This is a genomic window from Parasediminibacterium paludis, from assembly GCF_042651445.1.
Lineage (GTDB): Bacteria > Bacteroidota > Bacteroidia > Chitinophagales > Chitinophagaceae > Parasediminibacterium > Parasediminibacterium paludis.
This window is the reverse complement of record NZ_JBHSDC010000002.1, coordinates 626368-651387: the sequence shown is the minus strand read 5'-3', so window position 1 is coordinate 651387 and position 25020 is coordinate 626368. Positions and strand designations below refer to the sequence as shown.

The following is a 25020-nucleotide window of genomic DNA, read 5'->3' as shown; positions in this document are numbered from 1 at the left end:
CTTATTTTTCTAAGGCGTAACTAACACCAACACTGCCATTAAAATCAGCGATTGGCGGTTGTAATTTTTTAATTGAAATAAATACTTCTTCGGCAAGCTGAAATTGTGCCAAAATTTGTGCAGCAATATCCATCACCAAAGTTTCTAGTAAAGGCGTGGCTATTTGCATTCTATTATTTAACAAATTATATACGTCTACATAATTAATGGTTTGTGCTATATCATTTACCAATTGCTTGGGGCGATAATTAACAGTAATATTTACTTCAAAATTGTTACCATTTATTTGTTCATGTTCGTACAAGCCATGATAAGCAAATAAAATAACGTTATGTAAATGGATGGAAAGCATTCTTTAATTGGAAATTTAAGATTTGAAGCTTGAAAGCAAGTATCTCTTGTAACTAGTAACCTGTAACTAATTTAATACCTTCTCACCCTTCCAGCACCTCTAAACCTTGGTTGCCAATATTTATCGTTGAGGTCGGTAATGGTAACGCCACCACTGGTACTTGCTTGCAAAAATTTATTATTGGCAATATATACACCCACATGCGAGATGGCACGACCGCTGGTATGAAAAAATACCAAATCGCCTTCCTTTAAATCTTCTAAAGCTATGTGCTCGCTTTGGTCGTATTGTTCTTGTGCTGTACGTGGTAGTGCAATGCCATATACATCTCGCATAATAATAGTTGTGAAAGCAGAACAATCAATACAGTTTTTGGTGCTGCCGCCCATGCAATATTTAGTACCCCACCATTCGTCTATTTTTCTCAATAAATCTAAATTATTCACCGATTCTACAGCGGCATCCATAATAATAGCGTACTTTAATTGCAACCAATCAGCCTGTTCTATATTGCTAGGTGTGGTTTTCAATTTACTTTCGGCGTGAACAACAGGGCTATTATTGAGGCCGCTAGTTTTATGCTGTGAGGTAATCATTTGCCCAGGACGCACTTCAATATTGTCTAAAAAAGTAATTTTATGAGGTGGATTATTTTTTACAATTGGCTTACTTGCGGATGCATCTTTACTATTCATTTTACGCAAAGAGCTACAACTACTTAATGCCAAAACGCCTGAAATAATAACGAGCAAGTATTTTACATCTACTGTCATGCGGCAATGTAAAACGCATTGTTAAATACACCAAACTTCTTCTAAATATTTTTATGTCTAAACGTGGATTTGGGAAGATTGTGTTGATTTGGTTTAGATTTACATTTAGTTTTATTAAATATCACTAATAACTTTATGAATTTTGATACTATATTTTTCGTAAGTTTTGGTGTATTAACATTAGTAATGGGCATCTTGAACAAAGGAAATGCTTTTTGGGCTTCTTTTAGATATGATGGGTTAAAGAATTTACTTGGTAATAACTACTCAAGAATTATTAATATCTTCATGGGTATTCTTAGTATTTTAATTGGGATTGGATTATACAATAAGTAATTCATCCTCCAACTACTCGCTTTGATAAAAGCAGCATATTGTACAGAACGTACAAGTGTGCGACGCAACTAAAGCTAAGTAGTAGTACCAAAGCTGATAACCAAAAGAAAAAAGAACTATACAAACGCCTAATTTAATATTTTTACGGCTATGAAAATAGCGATTATCAATGGGCCAAATTTAAATTTACTTGGCACGAGAGAGCCTGGTGTTTATGGCTCGCAAAGTTTTGAAGCTTTTTATTCTGAACTACAACAACGCTTTGCTGATATAGATTTTACTTATTATCAAAGTAATGTAGAGGGCGAACTGATTAACGAACTGCAACGTGTGGGCTTTAGCTACGATGGTATTATTATGAATCCTGGTGGCTATACGCACACATCGGTTGCGATAGGTGATTGTATTGCGGCAATAACTACCCCTGTAATTGAAGTGCACATCAGCAATGTGCATGCGAGAGAAGATTTTAGAAAAATATCACATGTATCGGCAAAAAGTAAAGGCTCTATCATTGGGCTTGGCTTAAAAGGCTACGAGCTAGCGGTACATTGCTTTGTGAAATAATGGCTTGCTGAAAAGTATAAAAGCATCCACCAATGAAAATAACAGAAGTATTTACAAAAAGTACGCTGGTTTATATAGCCAAATGTGTTACTGGCACTTCATTAATTTTTCTTCTTTCGTACTTGTTTAAATACCCAGCCATAAGTTGGTGTTTAATATCCTTATTATTGGTGTTATCGCCCGACAATAAGGAAGCCATGAAGCTTGCGATGAATAGAATAAAGGCAAATTTGGTAGGGGTAAGCGTGGCAGGCGTGAGTTTATTATTGGCCAATAACAATGTGTTTTTAATGTGTGGCGCACTCACAGCAACTATTATTTTGTGCTATTTATTCAACCTGATTACGCCCATGCGCTCGGCACTAGCAGCCACAGTTATTATATTACTGCATGAGGGAGGCAAACATGTATGGGTAGCACCTTTAGAGCGTGTGTTACAAGTGTTAACGGGTTGTTTGCTAGCGCTCATTATTACTTATGTATTTCATGTGAGAGGCAATAATAGCAAAGTATTAGATGTCATAAGCGATGCGCATGAATAAAAAGATTTGTGATTTGAATACTAAAAACACGACACCTTCATAATTAATGATGCCTTCATTTACACTTTTTACGCCATCTCTTCCACCCATTTATCTCTTTCATCAGGACTAAATTTCCATGGTGCAAAATTGTTTTCAATATTGCTAAAGGTACCATTCCATTCTTGTGGCGCGTTGCTTTCTTCCATAATCAAGCTGCGGCGCAATTCTACAATAATATCTAGTGGAGAAATACTTACTGGGCAGGCTTCTACACAAGCATTGCAAGTAGTACAAGCACGTAATTCTTCTACAGAAATATAATCGTGCAATAGTGCTTTGCCATCGGCAATAAAAGATTTGTTGGCATTGATATTTTTACCAACAGCTTCTAGCCTATCTCTTGTTTTCATCATAATGGCACGAGGGCTTAGTAATTTACCAGTGATATTAGCAGGGCATTCAGCACTACAACGACCACATTCTGTACAGCTATAAGCGTCCATCAAGCTCTTCCAACTCAGTTCAAAAACATCTTTCGCGCCAAAATGCGCTGGCGGCTCAGCACCCACAGGTGCAAGTTCTGGTTGCATGGCATACAATACCTCATTTTGTACACTTTGCATGTTGTGCATTTTGCCTTGTGGCAATAACTTGGCATAGTAGGCATTGGGAAAAGCCAATACAATATGTAAATGCTTAGAATAAGGCAAATAGTTTAAAAAAGCAAAAATGCCTGCAATATGTAACCACCAACAGGTGCGTTCAATACCCACCAAAGTGCCATCGCTAAAGCCGCTGAAAATTGGCTGCAATAATGATGAGAAGAAAAATTGACCTGTGGCATGTTCCGCATAATGACCATAACCTTTTGCTTGTAAAAGCCCATCACAAGCATTCATGGTAAGAAATAAACTCATTAACACAATTTCTGTGATTAAGATATAATTGGCATCACTACGCGGCCAACCGTTTAAATCTTTGCTTATAAAACGTTTGAGTTTAATAATATTTCTACGGCACAGAAACACCACACATACCAATGTAACACCAACCGCCAACAACTCAAAGAAATTGATTAATACCCCATATAACCCACCAAGTACTGGGGCAAATAAACGATGCGTGCCTAAAATACCATCGAGCACAATTTCTAAAACCTCAGCATTAATAATGATAAAACCTGCATAAATTATCAAGTGCATAACCGCCACTAGCGGATTTTTAAACATCTTTTTTTGCCCCAAAGCCAACAGTAGCACATTTTTCCAACGCAGATTTTTATTGTCGTTTAAATCTTCAGCCTTACCTAAAAAAATATTTCTACGCAGTTCGCCAGCCTTTTTTGAGAAAAAATAGATAGAAACAGCAGCCAGCGCAATAAAAGCAATTTGTTGAATGATATGCATACCCAAAAGTTATGCGGCTAAGTTAGTTGTTTGCGGAATATGTTGAAATTATCAAGTAGCCTTGAACGAAATTTTGTTCATATTTACTATAATAAAAAGCCCTGTAACATAATGTTTATAGGGCTTCCAAAGCATATATTACAATCAATTACTCTACACTAGTAATCTTAATCATGTTAGTAGGTAAATGTAAATGTACTGGTGTACTACCTGTATTTACCACGATATCACCTGCTGCGATATAACCTTTTTCTTTTAAAATATTAATTTGATCGTTGATGATATCATCTACGCTACGCTCTTGATCGTAGTAGAACGCCTGAACGCCCCAACTTAAACTCAATTGGTTTACCAAGCTTTTCTCTTTTGTGAAAATAAACAATGGCGCTGCCGGACGGTAGCTACTTAAAAAGAAGGCAGTATAACCGCTTTGCGTCATACCAATTAATGCTTTTGCGTTTACATCAGCAGCTAGTTTACATGCATTGTAGCAAATAGCATCGCTATGGAATGATGGTGAATGTGGTTGTGGTTTTAAATCAACTTCACGGTTATAACGGTATTCTTTGGTTTCAACTTCAGCAATAATTTTACGCATGGTTTGTACCACTAATGCAGGATGCTGACCAGCCGCAGTTTCGCCACTTAACATCACTGCATCAGCACCTTCAAGTACTGCATTGGCAACGTCGGTAATTTCGCTTCTGTTTGGTTTTACACGGTCAATCATGCTTTCCATCATTTGCGTAGCCACAATTACTGGCTTACCACGGTGGATACATTTACGAATCAATTCCTTTTGAATCAATGGAATTCTTTCTACTGCTAATTCAACACCCAAATCGCCACGAGCCACCATAATGCCATCGCTTTCTAAAATAATATCGCGAATATTTAATAAGGCTTCAGGCTTTTCAATTTTAGCAATGATTTTTGTTTTGCTCTTTTTCTCGTCTAGTTTGCTGCGCAAAATCACTAAGTCTTTTACGCTTCTTACAAAGCTTAACGCTACCCAATCGCATTTTTGTTCAATAATGAATTCAAGGTCTACTAAATCTTTATCAGTCAATGCAGGTAAAGAAATTTTAGTATCTGGTAGGTTCAAGCCTTTTTTAGATGACAATACGCCACCCAAAGTAACTTCGACTTTTACTTCATTATTTTTTGTAATATCGATAACTCTTACTTCAATTTTACCATCATCAATCATAATAATATTACCTACTCTTACATCACCTGCAAGATTAGGATAAGACACATATATTTTTTCTTTTGTACCTACACATTTCTCATTAGTAAAAGTTAAAATATCGCCAACAGCTAGTGGTAATGCATTATTTTCAATTTCACCTACACGCAATTTAGGGCCTTGCAAATCGGCTAGGATTGAAATATTATAACCAAGTGTATCGTTAATGGTACGAATATGTTCGATAATTCTTCCTTTATCTTCATGCGTACCATGAGAAAAGTTTAAACGAAAAATGTTTACGCCAGCTCTCACTAGCTCTAATAATTGGTCGTAAGAATCGCATGCAGGACCTACCGTTGCTACTATTTTCGTTTTATGTAATACACGGTTTTCGCTGGATACAGGGGTGGCAACAATCGTTTTGTCAGATTTTTTACTCATAAAATTAAATTTGAATGCTTTATAAAAAACTACTTAATGACTATAATGCAAAAAGCCAACTAATACTTAGCTGGCTAATATTTTAACAATTTTCATCCATTCTTGACCAATGGTTTGCTTTTGCTTAACTGCATGGTTTAAAGGTGTATAATGTATTTTATTGTTGATCACACCTACCATCACATTGTGTCTACCTATTAGCAAACTTTCAACTGCGTAGTACCCCATATGGCTAGCAATTAATCTATCCTCACAAGTTGGCGAACCACCACGTTGTATATGACCCAAAATACACACTCGCACATCTGCATTTGGTAAACGTCCCTTTACAATTTTAGCTAATTCGTTTGCATCACCAAATTGACCACCTTCAGCTACAACAATTAAATTAACTAATTTCTTGCGTTTTTCTTTTTCAGTAAGGTTTGCAATGAGTTCCTCAATATCTGTTTTAGTTTCTGGAATGATAATATTTTCAGCACCTGTAGCAATACCACTATGTAAAGCTATGTATCCAGCATCACGCCCCATTACTTCTACAATAAATAAACGATCATGTGCATCCATGGTATCTCGAATTTTATCTATTGCTTCAACAGCCGTATTTACAGCGGTGTCAAAACCAATAGTTACATCGCTACCAGCAATATCTTTATCTATTGTGCCTGGCAAACCAATACAAGGAATATCATATTCATTACTAAAAGTTTGCGCACCTTTAAAACTGCCATCACCACCAATGATTACCAAGCCATCAATGCCAAGACGCTTCAAGTTTTTGTATGCTATTGCTCTCCCCTCAGGCGTTCTAAATTCATCACTACGGGCAGTTTTCAAAATAGTGCCACCACGCTGAATGATGTTTGCAACGCTTTTGCTATCCATCAAGAAAATATCATTATCAATCATACCGCTATAACCACGTCTAATACCAAAAACCTCTAAACCATGATAAATACCTGTTCTTACTACAGCTCTAATTGCAGCGTTCATTCCCGGTGAGTCACCACCTGAAGTTAAAACGCCAATTTTTGTTACTTTGTGCTTGCTCATTTCAAATTAAATAAGGGAAAAAAGGTCAATCCTTTAAACATCAAGAGCCAAAAGTACGGATTTGATATTTAATCGCAAACGTGTACGATTATTATAATGATAAAGTAATGTTGCAAAATGAAAATATTAATAACGGGTAGCAATGGATTCTTAGGCCAACATTTATGCTTAAGTCTTGCTAACAAAGGGTTTGAGGTGATTGCAACAAGTAGAGGTATTTGTAAGATAGAACCATTAGGGCAAATAAAATATCAAGCGGTTGATGTGACTAAAAAAACCGAAATTGAAAATGCATTAGCATTTTATCAGCCAGATGTCATTATACATAACGCAGCCATGAGTAAGCCAGATGATTGTCTTAATAACCAGGATGATTGCATTCTACAAAATGTTACTGCAACGGAAAATTTAGTTGAAGCAGCTAAAAGTTTGAATAGTTATGTAATTTATGTTTCTACTGATTTTGTTTTTGGCGACAATGGACCGCATCACGAAACAGCATCAAAATGTCCTCTAAATTTTTATGGTAAAAGCAAATTGATGGCAGAAGAAATAGTACGACAAAGTGGCTTAAAAAGTGTGATAATGCGACCGGTATTTATTTATGGTAAACAGTTGCCCAATATGAAGGGAACTTTTTTACATTGGGTAAAAAATAGCTTAAGTAATGGGCAAAAAATTAAGGTTGTAAACGATCAGCATCGGACGCCCACTTATGTCAATGATATTTGTGATGGTCTTATTGTGATGATAGAAAAACAGGTGATTGGCGATTTTCATTTAGCAGGCATAGACCTACTAACGCCCTATCAAATGGCTATTATACTAGCTAATACGCTACAACTCGATGCTTCATTAATCACCCCCGTTACTTCTGAAACCTTTACAGAACCTGTTCAGCGAGCAAAACATGGAGGCTTGAAAATTGATAAAGCAATCAGGGAACTAGACTATCAACCAGTAAGCTTTGAAGAAGGTGTAAGACTAAGTTTTCTGTAGTTGTTATCGGCTTTTTAGAATAGCAACAGTAAGTCTACTAATACAAATTAAATGTTCTTTTTCGTCGTGAATTTTAATATCCCAAACGTGGGTACCAGCACCAATATGCAAAGGCGTGGCGGTAGCAGTTACTAAGCCTTCTTTAACACCACGCAAATGATTAGCATTAATTTCTAAGCCTACACACATCATTGTTTCGTGATTTATAACTAATGCAGATGCAACACTACCAACCGTCTCGGCTAACGCCACACTTGCACCGCCGTGTAATAAACCATATGGTTGACGGGTACGGTTATCAACTGGCATCGTTGCTTTAAGATAATCAGGCCCAATTTCAGAGAATTGAATACCTAAGTGTTCTCCATGCGTATTTTTACCCAAGTGTGCGATATCTGCCAATGTTACAGCCTGATTATACCAAATGATTTTACTCAAAAGAGATGTTTATTTTTTAAGAAAATTAATAACAGCTTGTGGGAGAAAGGGCGATGCATCACCACCATTTTTAAGAATATCTCTAACAATAGTAGATGCTACAGATGTGTATTTGGGTTCCCCAGTTAAAAAAACGGTTTCAATATTGTTATCCATCGTTCTATTGGCATCTGCAATTGATTTTTCATATTCAAAATCACTTACAAAACGAATACCTCTTAATATAAACTTTGCACCTATTTTTTTACAATAATCAATAGTTAAACCTTCATAAGCTATGCTTTCTACGCGTTTATCATCTTTGTAGATTTCATTGAACCAAGCCATTCTTTGCTCTGCTGAAAACATTGGATTTTTAGCCGCATTAGTGCCTACGCCTACCACAATTTTATCAAACAATGGTAACGCTCTATTAATAATATCAATATGACCGAGCGTTACGGGGTCAAACGTACCAGGAAATAGACAAATTCGCATAATTCAATATTTGTAATGCTTGATTTATGATTTTTTTACTGATACGAAATCATTTGTTATAAATCAAAAATCATAAATGGAGTTAGTTACCATTATTAGACAATAAATACAAGACAGCCATTCTCACAGCGACGCCATTTTCAACCTGATTTAAAATAATTGAGTTGTTCCCATCTGCCACATCACTATCCAATTCCACACCTCTGTTGATTGGTCCTGGATGCATGATAGTTATTTGCTTATCCAAACTATCTAATAATTTTTGGCTTACACCATAAGCCAAATTGTACTCACGCAGCGATGAAAATAGTGGCTGATTTTGGCGCTCTAATTGAATACGTAATACGTTGGCAACATCGCACCATTGTAATGCATTTTTTACATTGTATTCAACACGTACGTTTAATGCTTCGCTGATATACTTAGGTATAAGAGTTGGTGGCCCCGCTACTACAATTTCGGCTCCCATTTTTTTCAATAAATAAATATTGCTTAACGCTACCCTACTATGCATAATATCACCAATGATTGCCACTTTTAGCCCTTGTAAACTGCCAAATTTTTCTTGCATAGAAAAAGCATCAAGTAAAGCCTGTGTAGGATGTTCGTTAATACCATCGCCAGCATTCACGATAGCGGCAGGAATATGTTTTGCCAAAAAATGCGGCGCACCACTAGCGCTATGGCGCATGACCACCATATCTACTTTCATGCTCAAAATGTTATTAACTGTATCTAACAAGGTTTCACCTTTAGCAGCAGATGAACTGCTGGCTGCAAAGTTTAATGTATCGGCACTCAAGCGTTTTTCAGCTAGTTCAAAGCTCATCCTAGTACGTGTAGAGTTTTCGTAAAACAAGTTCACAATGGTTACATCACGCAATGATGGTACTTTTTTTACTGGTCTTTGTAAAACATCTTTAAAATTAGAAGCAGTAGAAAGAATAATTTCAATATCTTCTTTAGTGAGGTTTTTTATTCCTAGAAGGTGCTTGGTAGAAAGTTTCATTAAAAAGCAAATTTAGAGGAAAAAGAGATAGTTACAAGTTGCATCTTACTAGTTTCTATTTGGTTATTACAAGTAACTAGAAACTGGCAATTAGAAACTAGCTTCTATCCTACCAACTGTACGCCTTCTTCAAAGTTTACCAGTACTTTTTGATTGGCAAAAGTATCTATTGAACGACCTACATAATCTGGTTGAATCGGGTATTCACGACTAAAACGCCTGTCAATAAGCACACACAGTTCTACTTTACTTGGTCTACCAAAATCTAGTAGTGCATCCATGGCTGCACGAATAGTTCTGCCAGTCCATAATACATCGTCAATTAATACTACATTTTTTCCTTCAATACTAAAGTTAATATCTGTTTTATTAGCTTTATGTATTTGCATACGTACGTCATCTCTATAAAATGTAATATCTAATTTGCCGTAATTAATTTTTTCATTCGCTATTAATTTTTTCATTTCTTCTACAATTCTGTCGCTTACGTAAATACCTCTTGGCTGCAAGCCAATGAGCACTGTATTATCTAATTGCATATGATTTTCAAATACTTGCTGCGCTAGTCTTTTTACTGTGAGGGCTACTTGTTGCTGCGTTAATATTGTTTTCATTTAAACAAAAGAAAGTTTCGGTAAAAATATGTGTTTCGTGTATTTAGCAACGGTAATAATTATCGCCGAGACCAACTATATTAATTATTTTTAAAACACATTTCAATTAAAGACTAAAAAGTGTATAACTTGTTGGTGTGAGACGGATCTTTTTTTCAACATTTATGTTTCTTTATTGTACAAAATGCGTGAATTCGGTCTTACAATCGTACTTTTGCCAACTTTATAAAATTTTGGGTAAATAGATTTGTGAATTATTTTGCAACATTGCTATAACAAAAGACATCTATTTACCGTTACTTTAAGTATAATTTACATAGACTATGAGGCAGCTCAAAATTGCAACCCAGATTACCAACAGAGATTCACAGGCCGTAGAAAAGTATCTGCAGGAAATTTCTAAAATTCCGATGATCACTCCCGAAGAGGAAACAACGCTGGCTCAGAAAATCAAAATGGGTAATCAGAGAGCTCTCGACAAATTAGTGCAGGCCAATTTGCGTTTCGTGGTATCTGTTGCCAAACAATATCAACACCAAGGCCTTTCTTTAAGTGATTTAATTAATGAAGGTAATTTAGGTTTAATCAAAGCCGCTCAGCGTTTTGATGAAACCAAAGGTTTTAAATTCATCTCTTACGCTGTTTGGTGGATTCGTCAATCAATTTTGCAAGCGTTAGCTGAGCAAGGAAGATTGGTACGTTTGCCACAAAACAAAATTGGTACTTACAACAAGGCCAATAAGGCCTACATGGCTTTTGAACAAGAACATGAACGTGAGCCAAGTACTGAAGAATTGAGTGATATTTTGGAAATGAGTGAAACAGAAATTAACAACATTTTCCAAAGTAATACGCGTCACACATCTTTAGATGCACCTGTACACGAAGCAGAAGACGTAGCAATGGGCGATTTGCTAGAAGGTAGTGACGATACCGATGATGATGTCATGAAAGATTCATTACGTGAGGAGATTCGTCGTGTATTAAAAAGCTTAAGCCCAAGAGAAGCTGAAATTGTGAATGCTTACTTTGGTTTAGATGGAGAAAACGGTGTCACTATCGAACAAATTGGCGTAAAATACGATTTAACAAAAGAACGGATACGTCAAATCAAAGAACGTGCTATCAAGCGCCTACAAAAAGCACGTTACAGCAATGCTTTGAAAGCGTATTTAGGTTAATCACCACTTTTTAAATTGATTGGAATAATTTACCAAAATGTAAAACTAAAAGCCATCGTAAATTCGATGGCTTTTTAGTTTTTCCTAATACATTACAGGTATTTTTCAATCAAAATTGTCTTGTGGTGTTCATTGTGACCAAATAAGATATAAGCTAATGCATTCACTGTTACACGATGATTACTCGCTATACCCTCTTGCTTTAAATCTTCTGCTGTTAACGACAGTAAAAATAAATCAGTTGATTGTCTTAATAAACTAAATTCTTGCTTTATTGCTGCTAATGTTCTGTGGCTTGCAGATGCAACAGCCGCATAATTGTTTTCGTCAAAACCAGGCAATGCAATCTTGTCTTTTCTTGCAAATGTTAGGGCTCTGAACATAAGAATACGTTCTGTATCAATCATGTGTTGCAATAATTGCTTCACCGTCCATTTACCTTCGGCATAAGTAAAGTCAGCTTTTGTGTCTGGTATTCCATTTAAAAAGCTTAACAAATCTGCTGAATGATTGACAATTAATTCTTCGATGGAATTGCCTTTTGCAGCATTCACATAACCTTGTGCGTAATCACTAAAATCACCAATTTGAGGACGAGCCATTAGTTAACTGTTTTATTTTTAAAAGATGATTTGGGCAATGTAGCATCTATTTTTTTCGCAGCTTGATTAGTTAATTTTTCAGCCGCTTCTACTGCGCCGTAGGCATTTAACAAACCGCCAGTACTACAAAGATTGCTTAGTGGTACCTCCTCTTTTACACCTTCTTTATTGGGTTTTAAAGTGGTTACACCATTACCTAAACCTGTTGCACTATTAGTAATCGCTTGCTTTACTTGCTCTGCTGAAAGTTTCGGAAAATAAGAGCGAATTAACGCCGCTAAACCAGCTACCACTGGGCTTGCCATGCTTGTACCATCTTCAAAGCCATAGCTATTGCCACCTGGCAATGTGCTATAAATTTGACTACCGGGCGCGAATATATCTACCCCATTTTTACCATAGTTGCTAAAATATGAAGTATAGCCGTTTGCAAATGAAGGATCACAACTTGCGCCAACAGTGATTACATTTTTAGCCACTGTACCATCTAAAAAAGTGGTAGAAGGAAAATTATCTGTGCTATCAATATTCTTAGAATCGTTACCAGCGGCATGTACAATTATCACATCTTTTGCGGCGGCATATTTTATCGCATCATCTACCCATTTTTTATCTGGTGAGAAGCTTTTGCCAAAGCTCATATTAATCACTTTTGCGCCATTGTCAACCGCATAACGAATGGCTAGTGCAATGTCTTTATCATATTCGTCACCATCTGGCACCGCTCTAATCATCATTATTTTTACATTATCTGCAATGCCATCTATACCGATACCATTACCACGGCTAGCACCGATAATACCGCTGACATGTGTACCGTGCATACTACCTGTACCCATCACATCATTATTTCCATATGACTTATCGTTAATATCATTAGGATTATCTTTTATAATTTCGGCACGCATATCAGCAGGCACTTTGTCTTTAGCTGATACTTCCTCTTCCATCCTGCCCACTTCTTCATTAATCATTTGTAAAACGGTCGTGTTTTTAGCTTCGCTACCCAAACCCACCATTTTCATAAGATTCAAAAATTTGGTTTTAGCCATTTTAGCTTCACTAGAATGTAATTCCAATTTTTCAAGCTCGTCGGAGGTATATTCTTGCTTCTGCGATTCTTTTCTAATCACAGAATCCATAGCTACCAAGCTACTGCGTACCCTTTGCATCATAGGCAGTTGCGCAATATTTTCTTGAGAAGGCTCTATTTCAGCAGCGGCTTGTAACCATGTTTTATAACGATACTTTTCTTCAGGTGATAATTTGCTCTCATCAATTTTTTTGCCTTGGTACAAATCTTTATAGGCATGGTATACCCTTGCTTTTTCTGAAGATGTTTTCTCTACATTTCTACCATCTTTGCCACCTAAAAAATTCCAGCCATAGTAATCGTCTACATAACCATTACCATCATCATCAATACCATTGTTAGGAATTTCTTTCGTGTTGTGCCAAAGCACTGACTTTAAATCTTCGTGTGTGGTATCTACACCAGAATCTATTACAGCAACAATAATGGGCGTACTTTTTTTATTTTTCAATAATTGATAGGCCTTATTTAGACTAATGCCAGCTACGCCATCCGTTGCTTTGTCTTTAAAATACCATGCCTTTAATGAATCTTTATTTACCTGACGAAAACTACTTTGTGCAGATGCCATCGATAATCCAAAACTAACTGTAAGCAATAATAAATATCTCATGTTTTGAAATTGTATCTGCAAATATGCTTAAAAGGCTGTTTGTAAACTTTGCGTTATCTTTTTTTAATAAAAATTTGGGATTAATGGTACTTATGCAGTCAACCCGACATTAATCTCTATATCTAAATTATTTAATAAAAAATCTGCCATGTCTTCATTCATGGTAAAGCCTTTATCGGTTGTGTACATACTTATTTTGAGATTGTCTCTTGGCTCAATAACATTAAACTTCAACGATGTTTTACCAGGATTATTTTTCACATTGGTGCTAATAAAATCAACAAAATCGCCTGAAATTGCGGCAGGATGGACATTAATTTCAATGCTTTTAGTTAAGTTTTGTTTAGCAGTTTCTAATAAGGAAATACTACCAACTTTAAATTCAAAAGAGTCGGCTTTCCATGATGCTTTGAAAAAACCATTTACCAATACATTTTTGCCTTTATCTAGATAATTTTGAAACTTCATATAATCATCGCTCCAAAGTGCAATTTCAGTTTTACCACTAAAATCTTCTATGGTTAAAATCCCAAAGTTTCTGCCTGTTTTTGTAGTTCTGTGCTGTGCATCTATTACCAAGCCTGCAATTCTAAAAGGCTTACCCACGTTGCTTTGCATTAATGTATTACTTTCTTTTAATTCATTGAAATCGCTCAACTGCATGATGCCGTAATACTTCATTTCAAACTTAAAATGGTCTAACGGATGACCGCTCATAAACATGCCTGTTATCTCTTTCTCATAGCCTAATTTTTCAGTTAAACTCCATTCTTCACATGGGGCTATTTTTGGTGTAGGAATGTTCATTTCTGAAGGTAAATCGCCAAACAAAGTATTGGTAGTACCTGTAGCCAAGTTTTGTGTTACTTGACCATAGCCAATAATCTTTTCTAAGCCGCTCATTTTTTCACCATCGGGCGTATTAAAATACTGCGCCCTGTGCAATTGAGGAAAACAATCAAACGCCCCACTGTATGCAAAACTTTCCAGCGATTTTTTATTCACGCTTCTTGATACAGAACGTTTGATAAAATCAAAAATATCTACGTAAGGGCCATTTTGTTTGCGCTCATTAATTACACTATCTACCGCTACATCACCGGCACCTTTTAAGCCACCTAAACCAAATCTAATTTCGCCACGACTATTTACCGCAAAGCCTTTTAGCGATTCGTTTACATCAGGACCAAGCACTCTAATACCCATGCTCTTACATTCTTCCATAAAGAAAGTAATCTTATCTATACTACCAGCATGGTTTAATACCGCTGCCATATACTCACTAGGATAATGGGCTTTTAAATAAGCCGTTTGATAAGCCACAAAAGCATAGCAAGTAGAGTGTGATTTATTAAAAGCATACTGTGCAAAAGCTTCCCAGTCTGTCCATATTTTATTCAACTTATCTTCAGGATGCCCTTTGGCCATAGCCCCTTCTAAAAATTGCGCTTTCATTTTATTTAGTACCGCAATTTGCTTTTTACCCATCGCTTTACGCAATACATCGGCATCACCTTTGGAGAACCCTGCTAGCTTTTGAGATAGCAACATCACCTGTTCTTGATACACTGTTATACCATAGGTTTCTTGGAGATATTCTTCCATATCAGGCAAATCGTAAGTAATTTCCTGCCTACCATGCTTACGCTCAATAAAGTCTGGGATATAAGCGATAGGTCCTGGGCGGTACAATGCGTTCATGGCAATCAAGTCACCAAATTGATCAGGTTTTAATTCGCGTAGGTATTTTTGCATACCCACACTTTCAAACTGAAACGTGGCGTTGGTTTCACCTTTTTGATACAACTGGTAAGTTAATTCATCATCTAAAGGAATATCGTCGATAGCAATATCTTCACCATGGTTTTGCTTAATTAATTCTAAAGCCGTTTTCAAAATAGACAAGGTTTTTAGGCCCAAGAAGTCCATCTTAATTACCCCTGCCTCTTCAATAATATTACCTTGAAACTGCGTGAGCCACAAATCAGATTCTTTTGACGTACCTACAGGAATTAAATCCGTTAAATCTTTTGGCGCAATAATAATACCTGCTGCGTGAATACCCGTATTTCTAACACTACCTTCTAGCCTTTCTGCCTCTTTTAATACTTTGGATTTTTCGTCATTACTATTATATATTTCACGAAGCTGTCTAATATTCTCAAGATCTTCAGCTTGCAAACCTTCTTTTTCTTCCAGGCTTTTTTCACCATCTTTTTTGGTAAGTGGCGCTTTCAATACTCTACCCAAGTTAGTACCGGGTTTATCGGGTACTAGCTTGGTAAGCATTCTGCTTTCTGGCAATGGCAAATCCATTACTCTGGCTACGTCGGCAATACTACTTTTCGCAGCCATTGTACCATAAGTAATAATCTGCGCCACCTGCGATTTACCATATTTCTGAACCACATAGTCAATTACTTTCTGCCTACCATCATCATCAAAATCTGTATCAATATCGGGCATTGATTTACGATCTGGATTTAAGAAACGCTCAAATAGCAAGTTGTATTTAATAGGATCAATATTGGTGATGCCAATACAATAGGCTACTACCGAACCTGCCGCAGAACCACGGCCGGGCCCTACAAACACGCCCATATCTCTACCAGCTTTAATAAAGTCACCCACAATTAAGAAATAACCCGCAAAACCCATCATTTTAATCGTATTCAGCTCAAAATCTATCCGTTCTTGCGCTTCTGGACTGATGTCTATGTAGCGTTCTTTGGCACCCTCGTAGGTAATATGGCGCAGATATTCCCATTGGTTTAATGTATCATCTGCATGTACCTTAAATGCTTTTGGTATAGGGAAATTTGGCAGAGCAATGTCTCGTTTTAAGTTCAGTACCTCTACCTTATCTACAATCCTATTGGTATTGTCAATACTCTCTGGAATATCGGCAAACAATTGTATCATTTCGTCGGGCGACTTGAAATAAAACTGATCATTTGGAAACTTAAAACGCTTGTTTTTTATCTGTGCATCATCATTTACAATATCGTCAAAGCCTGGTGTCGCTTGTTTTTCACCTGTATTAATACATAGTAAAATATCATGCGCATTGTAATCATCCTGGTCTGTATAATGGCTGTCATTTGTAGCAATCACCGGTACATGATGCTTCTTAGCAAACTTTAAAAGTGTTTGATTAATAATGTCCTGCTCTTTAATGTTGTGGCGCTGAATTTCTACATAATAATCCTCACCAAACAAATCTAACCACCATTTAAATTCTTTTTCAGCCGCTGCTTCATCTTTATGTAAAATAGTTTGTGGTACATACGCACCTATGCAGCAAGTGGTTGCTATCAACCCTTCATGGTATTTTAAAATCAGCTCTTTATCTATACGCGGGTATTTGCTGTACATCCCTTCTATAAACCCAAGCGATGTTAACTTCACCAAGTTTTGATACCCCACTTTATTCTTTGCCAGCAATACTTGGTGATAGCGCACATCTTTCTCGCCTTTGGTAAACACTTTTGCATGTCTATCGGCAACCACATAAAACTCACAACCCACAATTGGTTTTATCGTTGGTTCAAGAATATCTTTCCCATTCGCATCTTTACCTACCACTTTGGTATTTTTCCAAGCATTGGCTACAAATTCAAAAGCACCAAACATATTACCGTGGTCGGTAATAGCTAATGCAGGCATATTAAACTTACCTGCTTTTTTAAACAAATCGCCAATATTAGCCGCACCATCAAGCAGCGAATATTGCGTATGAACATGTAGATGAGAAAATTGCATTTATAACACGAATTATTTGAATGACTCTAATAGATACCTACTAACAATCGGAACAAACAAATATCGCTGATTAGCACGATTTTAGCGATGGGCAATTTTCCACATTGGGATTGTCTGAACGGGGATTTTATAGGATTTATATAATAACAACGATTAGACAGATGACTATTGTTAAAGTTCTTTAATTTTATTTGATTCACTTTTTTAAATAAGTCTAAGATGTTTGCATTTGTATATGCTTTTTAAATATTGTATCTGCTTCGCAGAGACATGTAGGCACTTCGCTGGTATTGGTAGCTTCTTAGTTAATACTAGTAGCCTCTTCGCTAATCCTATACACCTCTTAGCTAATATCCGCAGGTGCTTATCCATTTCTTGTAGGCACTTAGCCGAAGCTTTACGTTTGCTAGCTGGTGTTGGTAGCCTCTTCGCTAAGGCTGGTGGGCACTTAGTAAATATTGTACATAGCTTCGCTGATATTAGTAGGCACCTAGCAGGTTTTCGTAATAAATATTTGATAAAAAGGGCATTATGCTTTGCTTATTACTTGCATGACAGCCTTAATTTTCTCCTGTAATGGTCATTATAGCTCTGTGTAACATCTGCGAGAAAGCTAAAACATACACACTACATCAACGCATTAGAATACATTAAGCTATCTTAAATAACTTTGATGCTTTCTATACTTCTATCCTTACTATGTGTCATTGATTGTAGTAAAAGAAATTTCAAAGAATCCGTATTCCTGAAAATTAGATTATAACAAGCTGCTTTAGTAACAATAATAACAATTTCAGTTGTACTTTTACGTTACGATACAATTCACCCCTTGAAAGACATGATATTTATTTCCTTTTAATAAGAATGTCACGTCATGAAATATTGGTTTACAAGCATCTTTGGGAGCTTATTTTTTTGTGCAAGCTTAGCTGCGCAATCTTCTGAAATAGATACCATACCGTTTAGTTTAGAAAAACGATTAATAGTTTTTAGAGGTAGTATTAATGGTACACCCATAGATTTTGCTTTTGATACTGGTTCAACTACCACTGTTTCTAATACCAACACAAATGCCAGCGCTAATATTGAAGTTCTAGCTGGGCAACGTAAAGTGAAAGATGCCAACCAACAAGTAGCCAAAATAGATAATACTTTTATACCAACGCTAGCAATTGGCCGTAAAAAGGTGACGAATTTTAAAGGGCTTAGCTATAATATGCAATACCTCAACTGTGCCAATTTGGTATTACTTGGTCAAGATGTAATAAAGAAATTTAACTGGAAAATTGATTTTCAAAAGCAAGTATTGTATATTTCTAACACGCCTTTTAAAACAGATTATAGAATGATAACTTGGCCCATAACTTACAAAGGTGGGCGACCTCATATCAATTTTGCAGTTAAAGGTAAAATCTATTCAAATTGCTTGATTGACATGGGTTTCACGCAAATTTTTGATGTAAATCAAAATGTAGACGGGCTAGACAATGAATCGAAAAATAAAATTGGTGAACAAAAAGCCAAGCAATTTATCACATCGAGTATGGGTCTATTAGGTTTAGGCAAGCCTGATACCGTTACTTATTTTGTAGCCGATAGCTTGTACATCAATAACACATTATTTACCAAAGTACCTGTGAGTTTAAGCAATAAAACAGATACCAAACTTGGCGTACAATTCTTTAATGGCGCTTGTAAACAGTTGGTGTTTAATTTTAGTATAAACACCATGCACCTTTTGCTAAAAAATGAGGAAATAGCGCCATTAAATCAATTTGATGCTGCCGTTATCATGCAAGATGGTAATCTTGTGGTTGCAAGTAAAAATATTAATGCACGCTCAACCGCATCTGCACTAAGTATTGGCGAGCATGTAAAAGCCGTAAATGGCAAACATTATAGTGATTTTACTAGTGAATGTGCGTATTTGCTGTGGACTTATCAGTATAAAGAACCTACAATTACGATAGAAAAAATGAATGGTGAAATTATAACGCTTAAAAGAAGTACGTTATTATAAACCTATCGAGCAGCATTTTCACCACTTACGTTTCACATTATTTAAACTTCTACTACATCAGTTTTGCTTAAATAATCGTGTAAGGTTTTATTAAGCAATGGCTGAAAAAATAAATCGATAATTGTAATACGTACCAAGCTACGAACCAAAACTTGTAAGATGTTTGGCCGTTTACCATTACTACTTACTACTTTTGAATAGCTTAAAAACTTACCAGGTGTTCGAGTAAAAATGGCTTCGAAAAAAGTATAGTACACTACCAAGGTACTCCAGAAAAAGAACGCAAAATTATGACCCTTATAGCCGTAGAAATATACGTAAAAGCGATACCATTTTGCCATAAAATAGGCAATAATAGCTATCAAAATAGTGTCTACTAAAAAATTTATGACCCGTGTACCTATACCTACTTGTTTCATAATACTTGCGCCATTTTGCGGCAAATAAACGAATATTATTAGAGCTTTGAATTGATAGTTTAATGATTAAAGATTGAATGCCTTAGCGCATTAAATACATTTTACCATAACCTGCTTTAAAATAGGTATCTGTGCTATTAGCTACGTTGGTAGGCACATTAAATTTATCTAAACTGCTACCATTTAAATTGGTAACCACACGATACAAATACACGCCATTTCCCAATTTGCTACCGTACATATCGGTACCATCCCATTTAAACTCAGTAATATTATTTCCAACATGTAGAGGCCCCAATTCGTCTTTAGTAATTTCTCTCACTATTTTACCAGTTACCGTTAATATTTGAATTTTAATGTTCTGTGGTACTACTGTACCTGTAAGTGTAAAAGCAAATGCTGTAGAAGTGGTAAATGGATTTGGATAGTTAAACACATTACTAATCATGGCTTTGTTGTACACGGTAAATATTACACGATACTCTTGTGTACCAGAAGTATTGCCCGATTTGTCTTTTCCTGTTACTATCAGTTCGTAATTTCCATCAAGTAACAAATAAGGGGTAAAATCAATGGTAGCAGCGTTTTCACCACTGGCTAAGTTAGCAGCCGTAAAACGCAACGTATCGGTATTAAAGCGATACTTACGCAACGAATTGTCTGGAAACCGTAATTGCACAGTCATTAAAGACGTATCATCTAATGCTAGATACATCGATTCATCTTTCAACTTAATATGGATAGCTGGCTTAGCAGCAACAATATCATTGTTTAAAATGTGTACCCCATCAAATGTGACATCCAATATTGGCTTAATAATATCACTTTTCACCACGAAATTCTTATACAAAAAATTATTGAAATGATATTGCTCAAGTTGCGAATTATCTGGATTTACATCTACAAATAAGGTATTGGCGCCACTAAAACTTTTGGTACTAATAGTTGCCACTACCAAAGCAGTATCACCCGATACAATCTTTTTAAGTTTTGCAGCAGGCAAAGTAGTGGTTGTGTTATTCTTATCTACCACTTGCATTTTCACCAAAATACTATCCGAAAAAATTGCATCGCCTACATTTTTAAAGGCAAGAGCGAGGTTTAAATTTTCACCCGCTTGAAGGGTATCTTTAAAAGTATATTTAATATTTGGCGCAATAGCACCTTCGGGTACTGGGTTGTACAAAAAGCGCCAATATTTAAACTGATAAGGACTCAATTTCACAGTGTCGGCTAGGGTTACGTACAATTGTAAAAAGGGATAGGTAGTTGCGTTAATACTACTTAAATCAACAGTTGTCTGTGTTTCATTGACAGTAAACAATGTATCAGCAACAGTTGCATTTACTTTTGTACCAAGTACTTGTACCTTTATAATGTTACTTGCAAACGTTTTTGTACCAGAAAATAACAATTGCTTCCATTGCTGTGCTTTCCCAAATAACGGAGATAAAATAGTACCATTATCATGCAATGGCGTAACTGTGGCATCTAACACTACTTTATCGTACTTATCTACCGAAAATTTAGAAATAGGAACAAAACCATTACCCCCTTTGCGATAAATAAATACAAAACTTCTTGGCCTGTTAAAAGAATCGATATCGGCAAATCCAGCATTTTTTAAACGATCGTATAAGCTATTACCTGCGCCGTATATGTTTTCATCTTGCTTTAAATCAGTAGCAAAGTCGTAACCAAAAGACTCAATAATCATAGACCTTACCACCACATAGGCACCAGACGGAATTATATTATCCATAAAATCCATGGCTTTTTTTCTATCAGCGGGATTATTCGTTGCAAATGCAAAATCGTATTCTCGGCCAGCAATCGTACCACCTGGAATTCCTAATGAACCGTATTGACCAGGCTGACCAGGATTGGTATTAAACATAGCTTTCAAACTCACAGAGTCAAAAACATTAAATGTGATATTAGTAGCCCTATAACTTGCACCTTCAATATATGGATTTATATTATCGTTGATGGCCACTGAGTAATTAATTTGCGCATCGCTGCCATATGGATATACCGCATTACGAATAGTAATCTTTGTGGGATTTGGTGTAAAATTAAATTGACCTTTCGCAGTATCAATACTAATTTGGTTAAGTGTACTATGCGTTTGTTGATACACATGCGACTGGTTAAAACCTAAAGAAGCGGCGTTTGCCAAATAAATAAAACTACTTTTACTATAAACATAACTTCCACTTGTTGGTACTTGCGCCACACGCCAATAGTAGACCGTGCTATCTTTAAAACTTATACCGGGATCAAACTCAAGAACACCACCAACTGAAGCCAAGTTTTTAGTAACTTTTAAACTAGAGTTGAAGAGTTCAGTGGTATCTATATCCATCACAAAGTTGCGTAACGTACTCAAAGGATTGGCTGTAGAAGCAACCAATTTGATATTCGCTTTATTAACGATAGCATGGTTCAATGGGTATACAGGCGTAACTGCATCATCAAAAATGACGAATGATTTCGTAATGCTATTGTTCACTTCACTTAGTTCATCGTATTTGTTATCGCTGTCAATGGTTACAGTGATAGCATTATTGCCTTTATCTCTTGTTGCAATAATTGGCACAGTCAAACTTATTGAATCTTCATAACGTACACTTTTAATGCGTTGGTTATAAATAATTTGCGAGCTGCCATCAGGATATTGACGCTTCACCAAAACTGTAACAGAATCACCAGTAGCTTTACCAATATTATACAAATATGCATTTACTATAAATTGATTATCGTTTACCGACAACACGGTTGGGCTAATACTTACTTGCGGATCTTCCACCACAAAATCCGGTTTGGCAGCAGCATAGATTACGATGCTAGGATCACCATTTAAAACAGATTCTTCAGCATGTGTTCTTGAAAAATAATCAGAAAAATTTGACGAACTGTTCTTCAAAGCAGTAATACCGTCAAGTATATTTTTGGTAACTGGCTTGCCATAACCAGCATTGGCTAATGATTTATAAAATCCAGTAGAATAGGTATCTAAGTAAGACGTTAAGCCAAAATGGGTACTACCTATAAACCCAATAGCGCCTCGGTTTTGCGCTGATACAAACTTCTCTGCAAGAGATGTAATAATAAAAGTCCTGGTGGTATCAAAATCGAAAAAATTACCCGCACTACATCCATTTACCAAAAACATAGGATATTTTCCTACATTGTTATAATCTTGAGGATCATTTAAATTATAACTTAAAGCAGACGCAGCAGAATGGCCAAAATAAGAAAGCATACTAATCCCATTAGAAAACAAATTACTCATTTGGGTACTGGTTGTAGCAATGGCGGCTGTACTCGTTTTATTAAAATTGGTTACTGTGGCGCCTAGTAAAGTATCTCTTATAATGTTTTCATAATTCTTTAAGTAATAAGTCAATAATGCATCTAAGCTAGCATCTTCTGCACCTACCACATGCACCATTTGTTTCATCCAGGCTTTGTTGCTAATAGTTTGGTTAGTAGATGTTGCTTGTAGTTCGTAATCTTTAATTTTTTGCAAATAATCGGTTAATTCTTGTGTGCCAGTAACTGATAATCTGCCAACATTAATGGAAGGTATCGGGCTAAAATCAGCAGAAACTAGTAAATTGTCGCTTGCTGGCCAGCCCCAAGTGGGTACAAGGTTTAGCCTATCGGCATAGGGTGACGACTCATTGCTTCGATAAGCATCATATGTAACACCTTTACCGATAAGAAAAACAAAATTGGGCTGCTTACTAAATGTTGCTTTGGCGTAGCGTATAAAATTTTTAATACTTAAAGGATGTTTTTTTATGCCATAAGCAAATTGATCTACAAGTTCGTCTATATCAAATATTTTAGCATTATAATTACCACCTCCACTGCTTGCCCTATATTGTCTATATTGCTCTACTGGATTGTTGCCTGTCATCAATAATTTGTTAGACACAATTAAATAATCGCCTTGATTGCTAGTGGCAGTATAATTAATGAAATTGCGCTGCTGAAAATTATTGGCATAAGTAATATTACTCACATCTTCACTTACTAAAATAAAATTCGTTTCTGCGGTAGATGGTGGTAAAGCAAACTTTAGAACACCTACTGTAGCAGTGTTTGCGGTATAGTGTATATTGTTGGTGATATCATACAAAACTGGTGTAGCACCGCCAGCACTAAAGTTGGTAATATTTAAGAAATTACCATTTGGGGAGGCTGCTAATGTAAAATTGAAACTACTGGCTCCTCCAAAATTAAATTGACGGGGATATTTTAAATCGATATAGGCACAAACCACTCTATCAAAACTATCTGAAGTAACAATTTTAAGATTGAAATTATCGGTAGTATTGGTTAAACCAGCTAAACTAACATTAGAATTATTTGCTGTAATGGCTGTAAAACCATTTAATGTTTGGTCAATTAATAAATTATTGTTTAGCCTTAGCTGTACATTCCTATTTTTATTAGCGTTTGCGGCAAAAGCGCTAGCTATGCTTGCGGAAGTTGCAACATTAGCCGCATATAGATTAGGTAAATTTACCGTATATGGTGCAGCCAATTGAATTTCTCTGGAACTCCAAAACTCACCAATATCATACGATGAAGAATACACATTTTCACCAGCATTTTCCGCATAACCACGGTTGATAATGTCAGTAAAATTAATCCTGTAATTGTACATGAAATAAGTGTCTGCTGCTAGAGTATTATTTGCTACATCGTTTATACCAGTTGAATAGCGCAAATTATTAGCTACTGAGGTATTCACTGTTAAGAAGAAAGCTGCTGTATCTGTTTGCAAACTCACTTTATCACTTACCTGAAAACTCGCATCACGGTACAAATATTTATCTGTTACCCCATCATTTTTCTCACCCCAAAACTCAATATAATCATTGCTAGATAAAGGTCCATTGGTAACACTTGTATGTAATACCACTTGTTTACCATTACGCCACAATTGAAATTGGTTGGCGTTGGTTGCTTGAATTGCCGATGGCAAATCTGCTTGCATAATTCGGTACAAGCCAGTTTTTCCTACTTTAAATTTGTAATAAGTTTTGGTGTAATCAATCCATTCGTTGTTAAAAGGCTGCGCCACTAATTTGGCGGCAAACAACAATATGATGATGGTAAATATTTTTCGCATAAA

The 25020-nt window shown here is 36.0% G+C and carries 20 protein-coding genes; 6 read left to right on the top strand and 14 right to left on the bottom strand.

The window, feature by feature from the left end:
• Position 1 precedes the first annotated feature (1 nt).
• Both ACFOW1_RS03385 and ACFOW1_RS03380 read right to left on the bottom strand, forming a co-directional pair.
• Complete coding sequence (locus tag ACFOW1_RS03385) at positions 2 to 352, bottom strand: dihydroneopterin aldolase (RefSeq protein ID WP_379012304.1); 351 nt, start codon at positions 350 to 352, stop codon at positions 2 to 4.
• Positions 353 to 423: 71 nt separating this feature from the next.
• A complete protein-coding gene (locus ACFOW1_RS03380; protein WP_379012303.1) occupies positions 424 to 1125 on the bottom strand; it encodes a C40 family peptidase in 702 nt (233 codons plus the stop codon).
• Positions 1126 to 1260: 135 nt separating this feature from the next.
• Between ACFOW1_RS03380 and ACFOW1_RS03375 the strand changes: the two genes are divergently transcribed.
• The 3 genes from ACFOW1_RS03375 to ACFOW1_RS03365 all read left to right on the top strand — a co-directional run bounded on the left by ACFOW1_RS03375 (position 1261) and on the right by ACFOW1_RS03365 (position 2570).
• Complete coding sequence (locus ACFOW1_RS03375) at positions 1261 to 1461, top strand: hypothetical protein (RefSeq protein WP_379012302.1); 201 nt, start codon at positions 1261 to 1263, stop codon at positions 1459 to 1461.
• Positions 1462 to 1611: 150 nt separating this feature from the next.
• Complete coding sequence (gene aroQ / locus ACFOW1_RS03370; protein ID WP_379012301.1) at positions 1612 to 2028, top strand: type II 3-dehydroquinate dehydratase; 417 nt, start codon at positions 1612 to 1614, stop codon at positions 2026 to 2028.
• Between the two features lie 32 nt (positions 2029 to 2060).
• Complete coding sequence (locus tag ACFOW1_RS03365) at positions 2061 to 2570, top strand: FUSC family protein (RefSeq protein ID WP_379012300.1); 510 nt, start codon at positions 2061 to 2063, stop codon at positions 2568 to 2570.
• A gap of 68 nt (positions 2571 to 2638) precedes the next feature.
• Here the strand turns inward: ACFOW1_RS03365 and ACFOW1_RS03360 are convergent, their stop codons facing one another.
• The 3 genes from ACFOW1_RS03360 to pfkA form a co-directional block, all read right to left on the bottom strand.
• Positions 2639 to 3958 (bottom strand): 4Fe-4S dicluster domain-containing protein, encoded by a 1320-nt coding sequence (locus ACFOW1_RS03360; RefSeq protein ID WP_379012299.1) that lies wholly within the window; start codon positions 3956 to 3958, stop codon positions 2639 to 2641.
• Positions 3959 to 4106: 148 nt separating this feature from the next.
• A complete protein-coding gene (pyk, locus tag ACFOW1_RS03355) occupies positions 4107 to 5591 on the bottom strand; it encodes a pyruvate kinase (protein WP_379012298.1) in 1485 nt (494 codons plus the stop codon).
• Between the two features lie 66 nt (positions 5592 to 5657).
• Complete coding sequence (gene pfkA / locus ACFOW1_RS03350; RefSeq protein ID WP_379012297.1) at positions 5658 to 6644, bottom strand: 6-phosphofructokinase; 987 nt, start codon at positions 6642 to 6644, stop codon at positions 5658 to 5660.
• A gap of 117 nt (positions 6645 to 6761) precedes the next feature.
• Here pfkA and ACFOW1_RS03345 point away from each other — a divergent pair, with 117 nt between their 5' ends.
• The gene (locus tag ACFOW1_RS03345; RefSeq protein ID WP_379012296.1) at positions 6762 to 7643 is read left to right on the top strand and encodes an SDR family oxidoreductase; all 882 of its coding nucleotides are present in this window, start codon (positions 6762 to 6764) and stop codon (positions 7641 to 7643) included.
• Positions 7644 to 7646: 3 nt separating this feature from the next.
• Here the strand turns inward: ACFOW1_RS03345 and ACFOW1_RS03340 are convergent, their stop codons facing one another.
• The 4 genes from ACFOW1_RS03340 to pyrR all read right to left on the bottom strand — a co-directional run bounded on the left by ACFOW1_RS03340 (position 7647) and on the right by pyrR (position 10181).
• Entirely contained in the window at positions 7647 to 8081 is a 435-nt protein-coding gene (locus ACFOW1_RS03340; protein WP_379012295.1) for a hotdog fold thioesterase, read from the bottom strand.
• Positions 8082 to 8090: 9 nt separating this feature from the next.
• Positions 8091 to 8558: a pantetheine-phosphate adenylyltransferase gene (coaD, locus tag ACFOW1_RS03335; RefSeq protein WP_379012294.1), complete on the bottom strand. Its 468-nt coding sequence runs from the start codon at positions 8556 to 8558 to the stop codon at positions 8091 to 8093.
• A gap of 82 nt (positions 8559 to 8640) precedes the next feature.
• A complete protein-coding gene (locus ACFOW1_RS03330) occupies positions 8641 to 9567 on the bottom strand; it encodes an aspartate carbamoyltransferase catalytic subunit (protein ID WP_379012293.1) in 927 nt (308 codons plus the stop codon).
• A gap of 104 nt (positions 9568 to 9671) precedes the next feature.
• Positions 9672 to 10181: a bifunctional pyr operon transcriptional regulator/uracil phosphoribosyltransferase PyrR gene (gene pyrR / locus ACFOW1_RS03325; protein ID WP_379012292.1), complete on the bottom strand. Its 510-nt coding sequence runs from the start codon at positions 10179 to 10181 to the stop codon at positions 9672 to 9674.
• A gap of 323 nt (positions 10182 to 10504) precedes the next feature.
• Here pyrR and ACFOW1_RS03320 point away from each other — a divergent pair, with 323 nt between their 5' ends.
• A complete protein-coding gene (locus ACFOW1_RS03320) occupies positions 10505 to 11362 on the top strand; it encodes a sigma-70 family RNA polymerase sigma factor (RefSeq protein WP_379012291.1) in 858 nt (285 codons plus the stop codon).
• Between the two features lie 92 nt (positions 11363 to 11454).
• Here the strand turns inward: ACFOW1_RS03320 and ACFOW1_RS03315 are convergent, their stop codons facing one another.
• The 3 genes from ACFOW1_RS03315 to dnaE all read right to left on the bottom strand — a co-directional run bounded on the left by ACFOW1_RS03315 (position 11455) and on the right by dnaE (position 17432).
• Complete coding sequence (locus tag ACFOW1_RS03315) at positions 11455 to 11964, bottom strand: DinB family protein (RefSeq protein WP_379012290.1); 510 nt, start codon at positions 11962 to 11964, stop codon at positions 11455 to 11457.
• The gene (locus ACFOW1_RS03310) at positions 11964 to 13670 is read right to left on the bottom strand and encodes a S8 family peptidase (protein ID WP_379012289.1); all 1707 of its coding nucleotides are present in this window, start codon (positions 13668 to 13670) and stop codon (positions 11964 to 11966) included. Before ACFOW1_RS03310 ends, ACFOW1_RS03315 begins: the two co-directional genes overlap by 1 nt.
• A 90-nt stretch (positions 13671 to 13760) precedes the next feature.
• On the bottom strand, positions 13761 to 17432 hold the full coding sequence (dnaE, locus tag ACFOW1_RS03305) for a DNA polymerase III subunit alpha (protein ID WP_379012288.1): 3672 nt from the start codon (positions 17430 to 17432) through the stop codon (positions 13761 to 13763).
• 874 nt (positions 17433 to 18306) lie between these two features.
• Between dnaE and ACFOW1_RS03300 the strand changes: the two genes are divergently transcribed.
• Entirely contained in the window at positions 18307 to 19452 is a 1146-nt protein-coding gene (locus ACFOW1_RS03300) for a retroviral-like aspartic protease family protein (RefSeq protein WP_379012287.1), read from the top strand.
• Between the two features lie 41 nt (positions 19453 to 19493).
• Here the strand turns inward: ACFOW1_RS03300 and ACFOW1_RS03295 are convergent, their stop codons facing one another.
• Positions 19494 to 19871 (bottom strand): RDD family protein, encoded by a 378-nt coding sequence (locus ACFOW1_RS03295; RefSeq protein ID WP_379012286.1) that lies wholly within the window; start codon positions 19869 to 19871, stop codon positions 19494 to 19496.
• A gap of 82 nt (positions 19872 to 19953) precedes the next feature.
• Positions 19954 to 25017 (bottom strand): putative type IX secretion system sortase PorU2, encoded by a 5064-nt coding sequence (gene porU2 / locus ACFOW1_RS03290; RefSeq protein ID WP_379012285.1) that lies wholly within the window; start codon positions 25015 to 25017, stop codon positions 19954 to 19956.
• Positions 25018 to 25020: the final 3 nt, after the last annotated feature.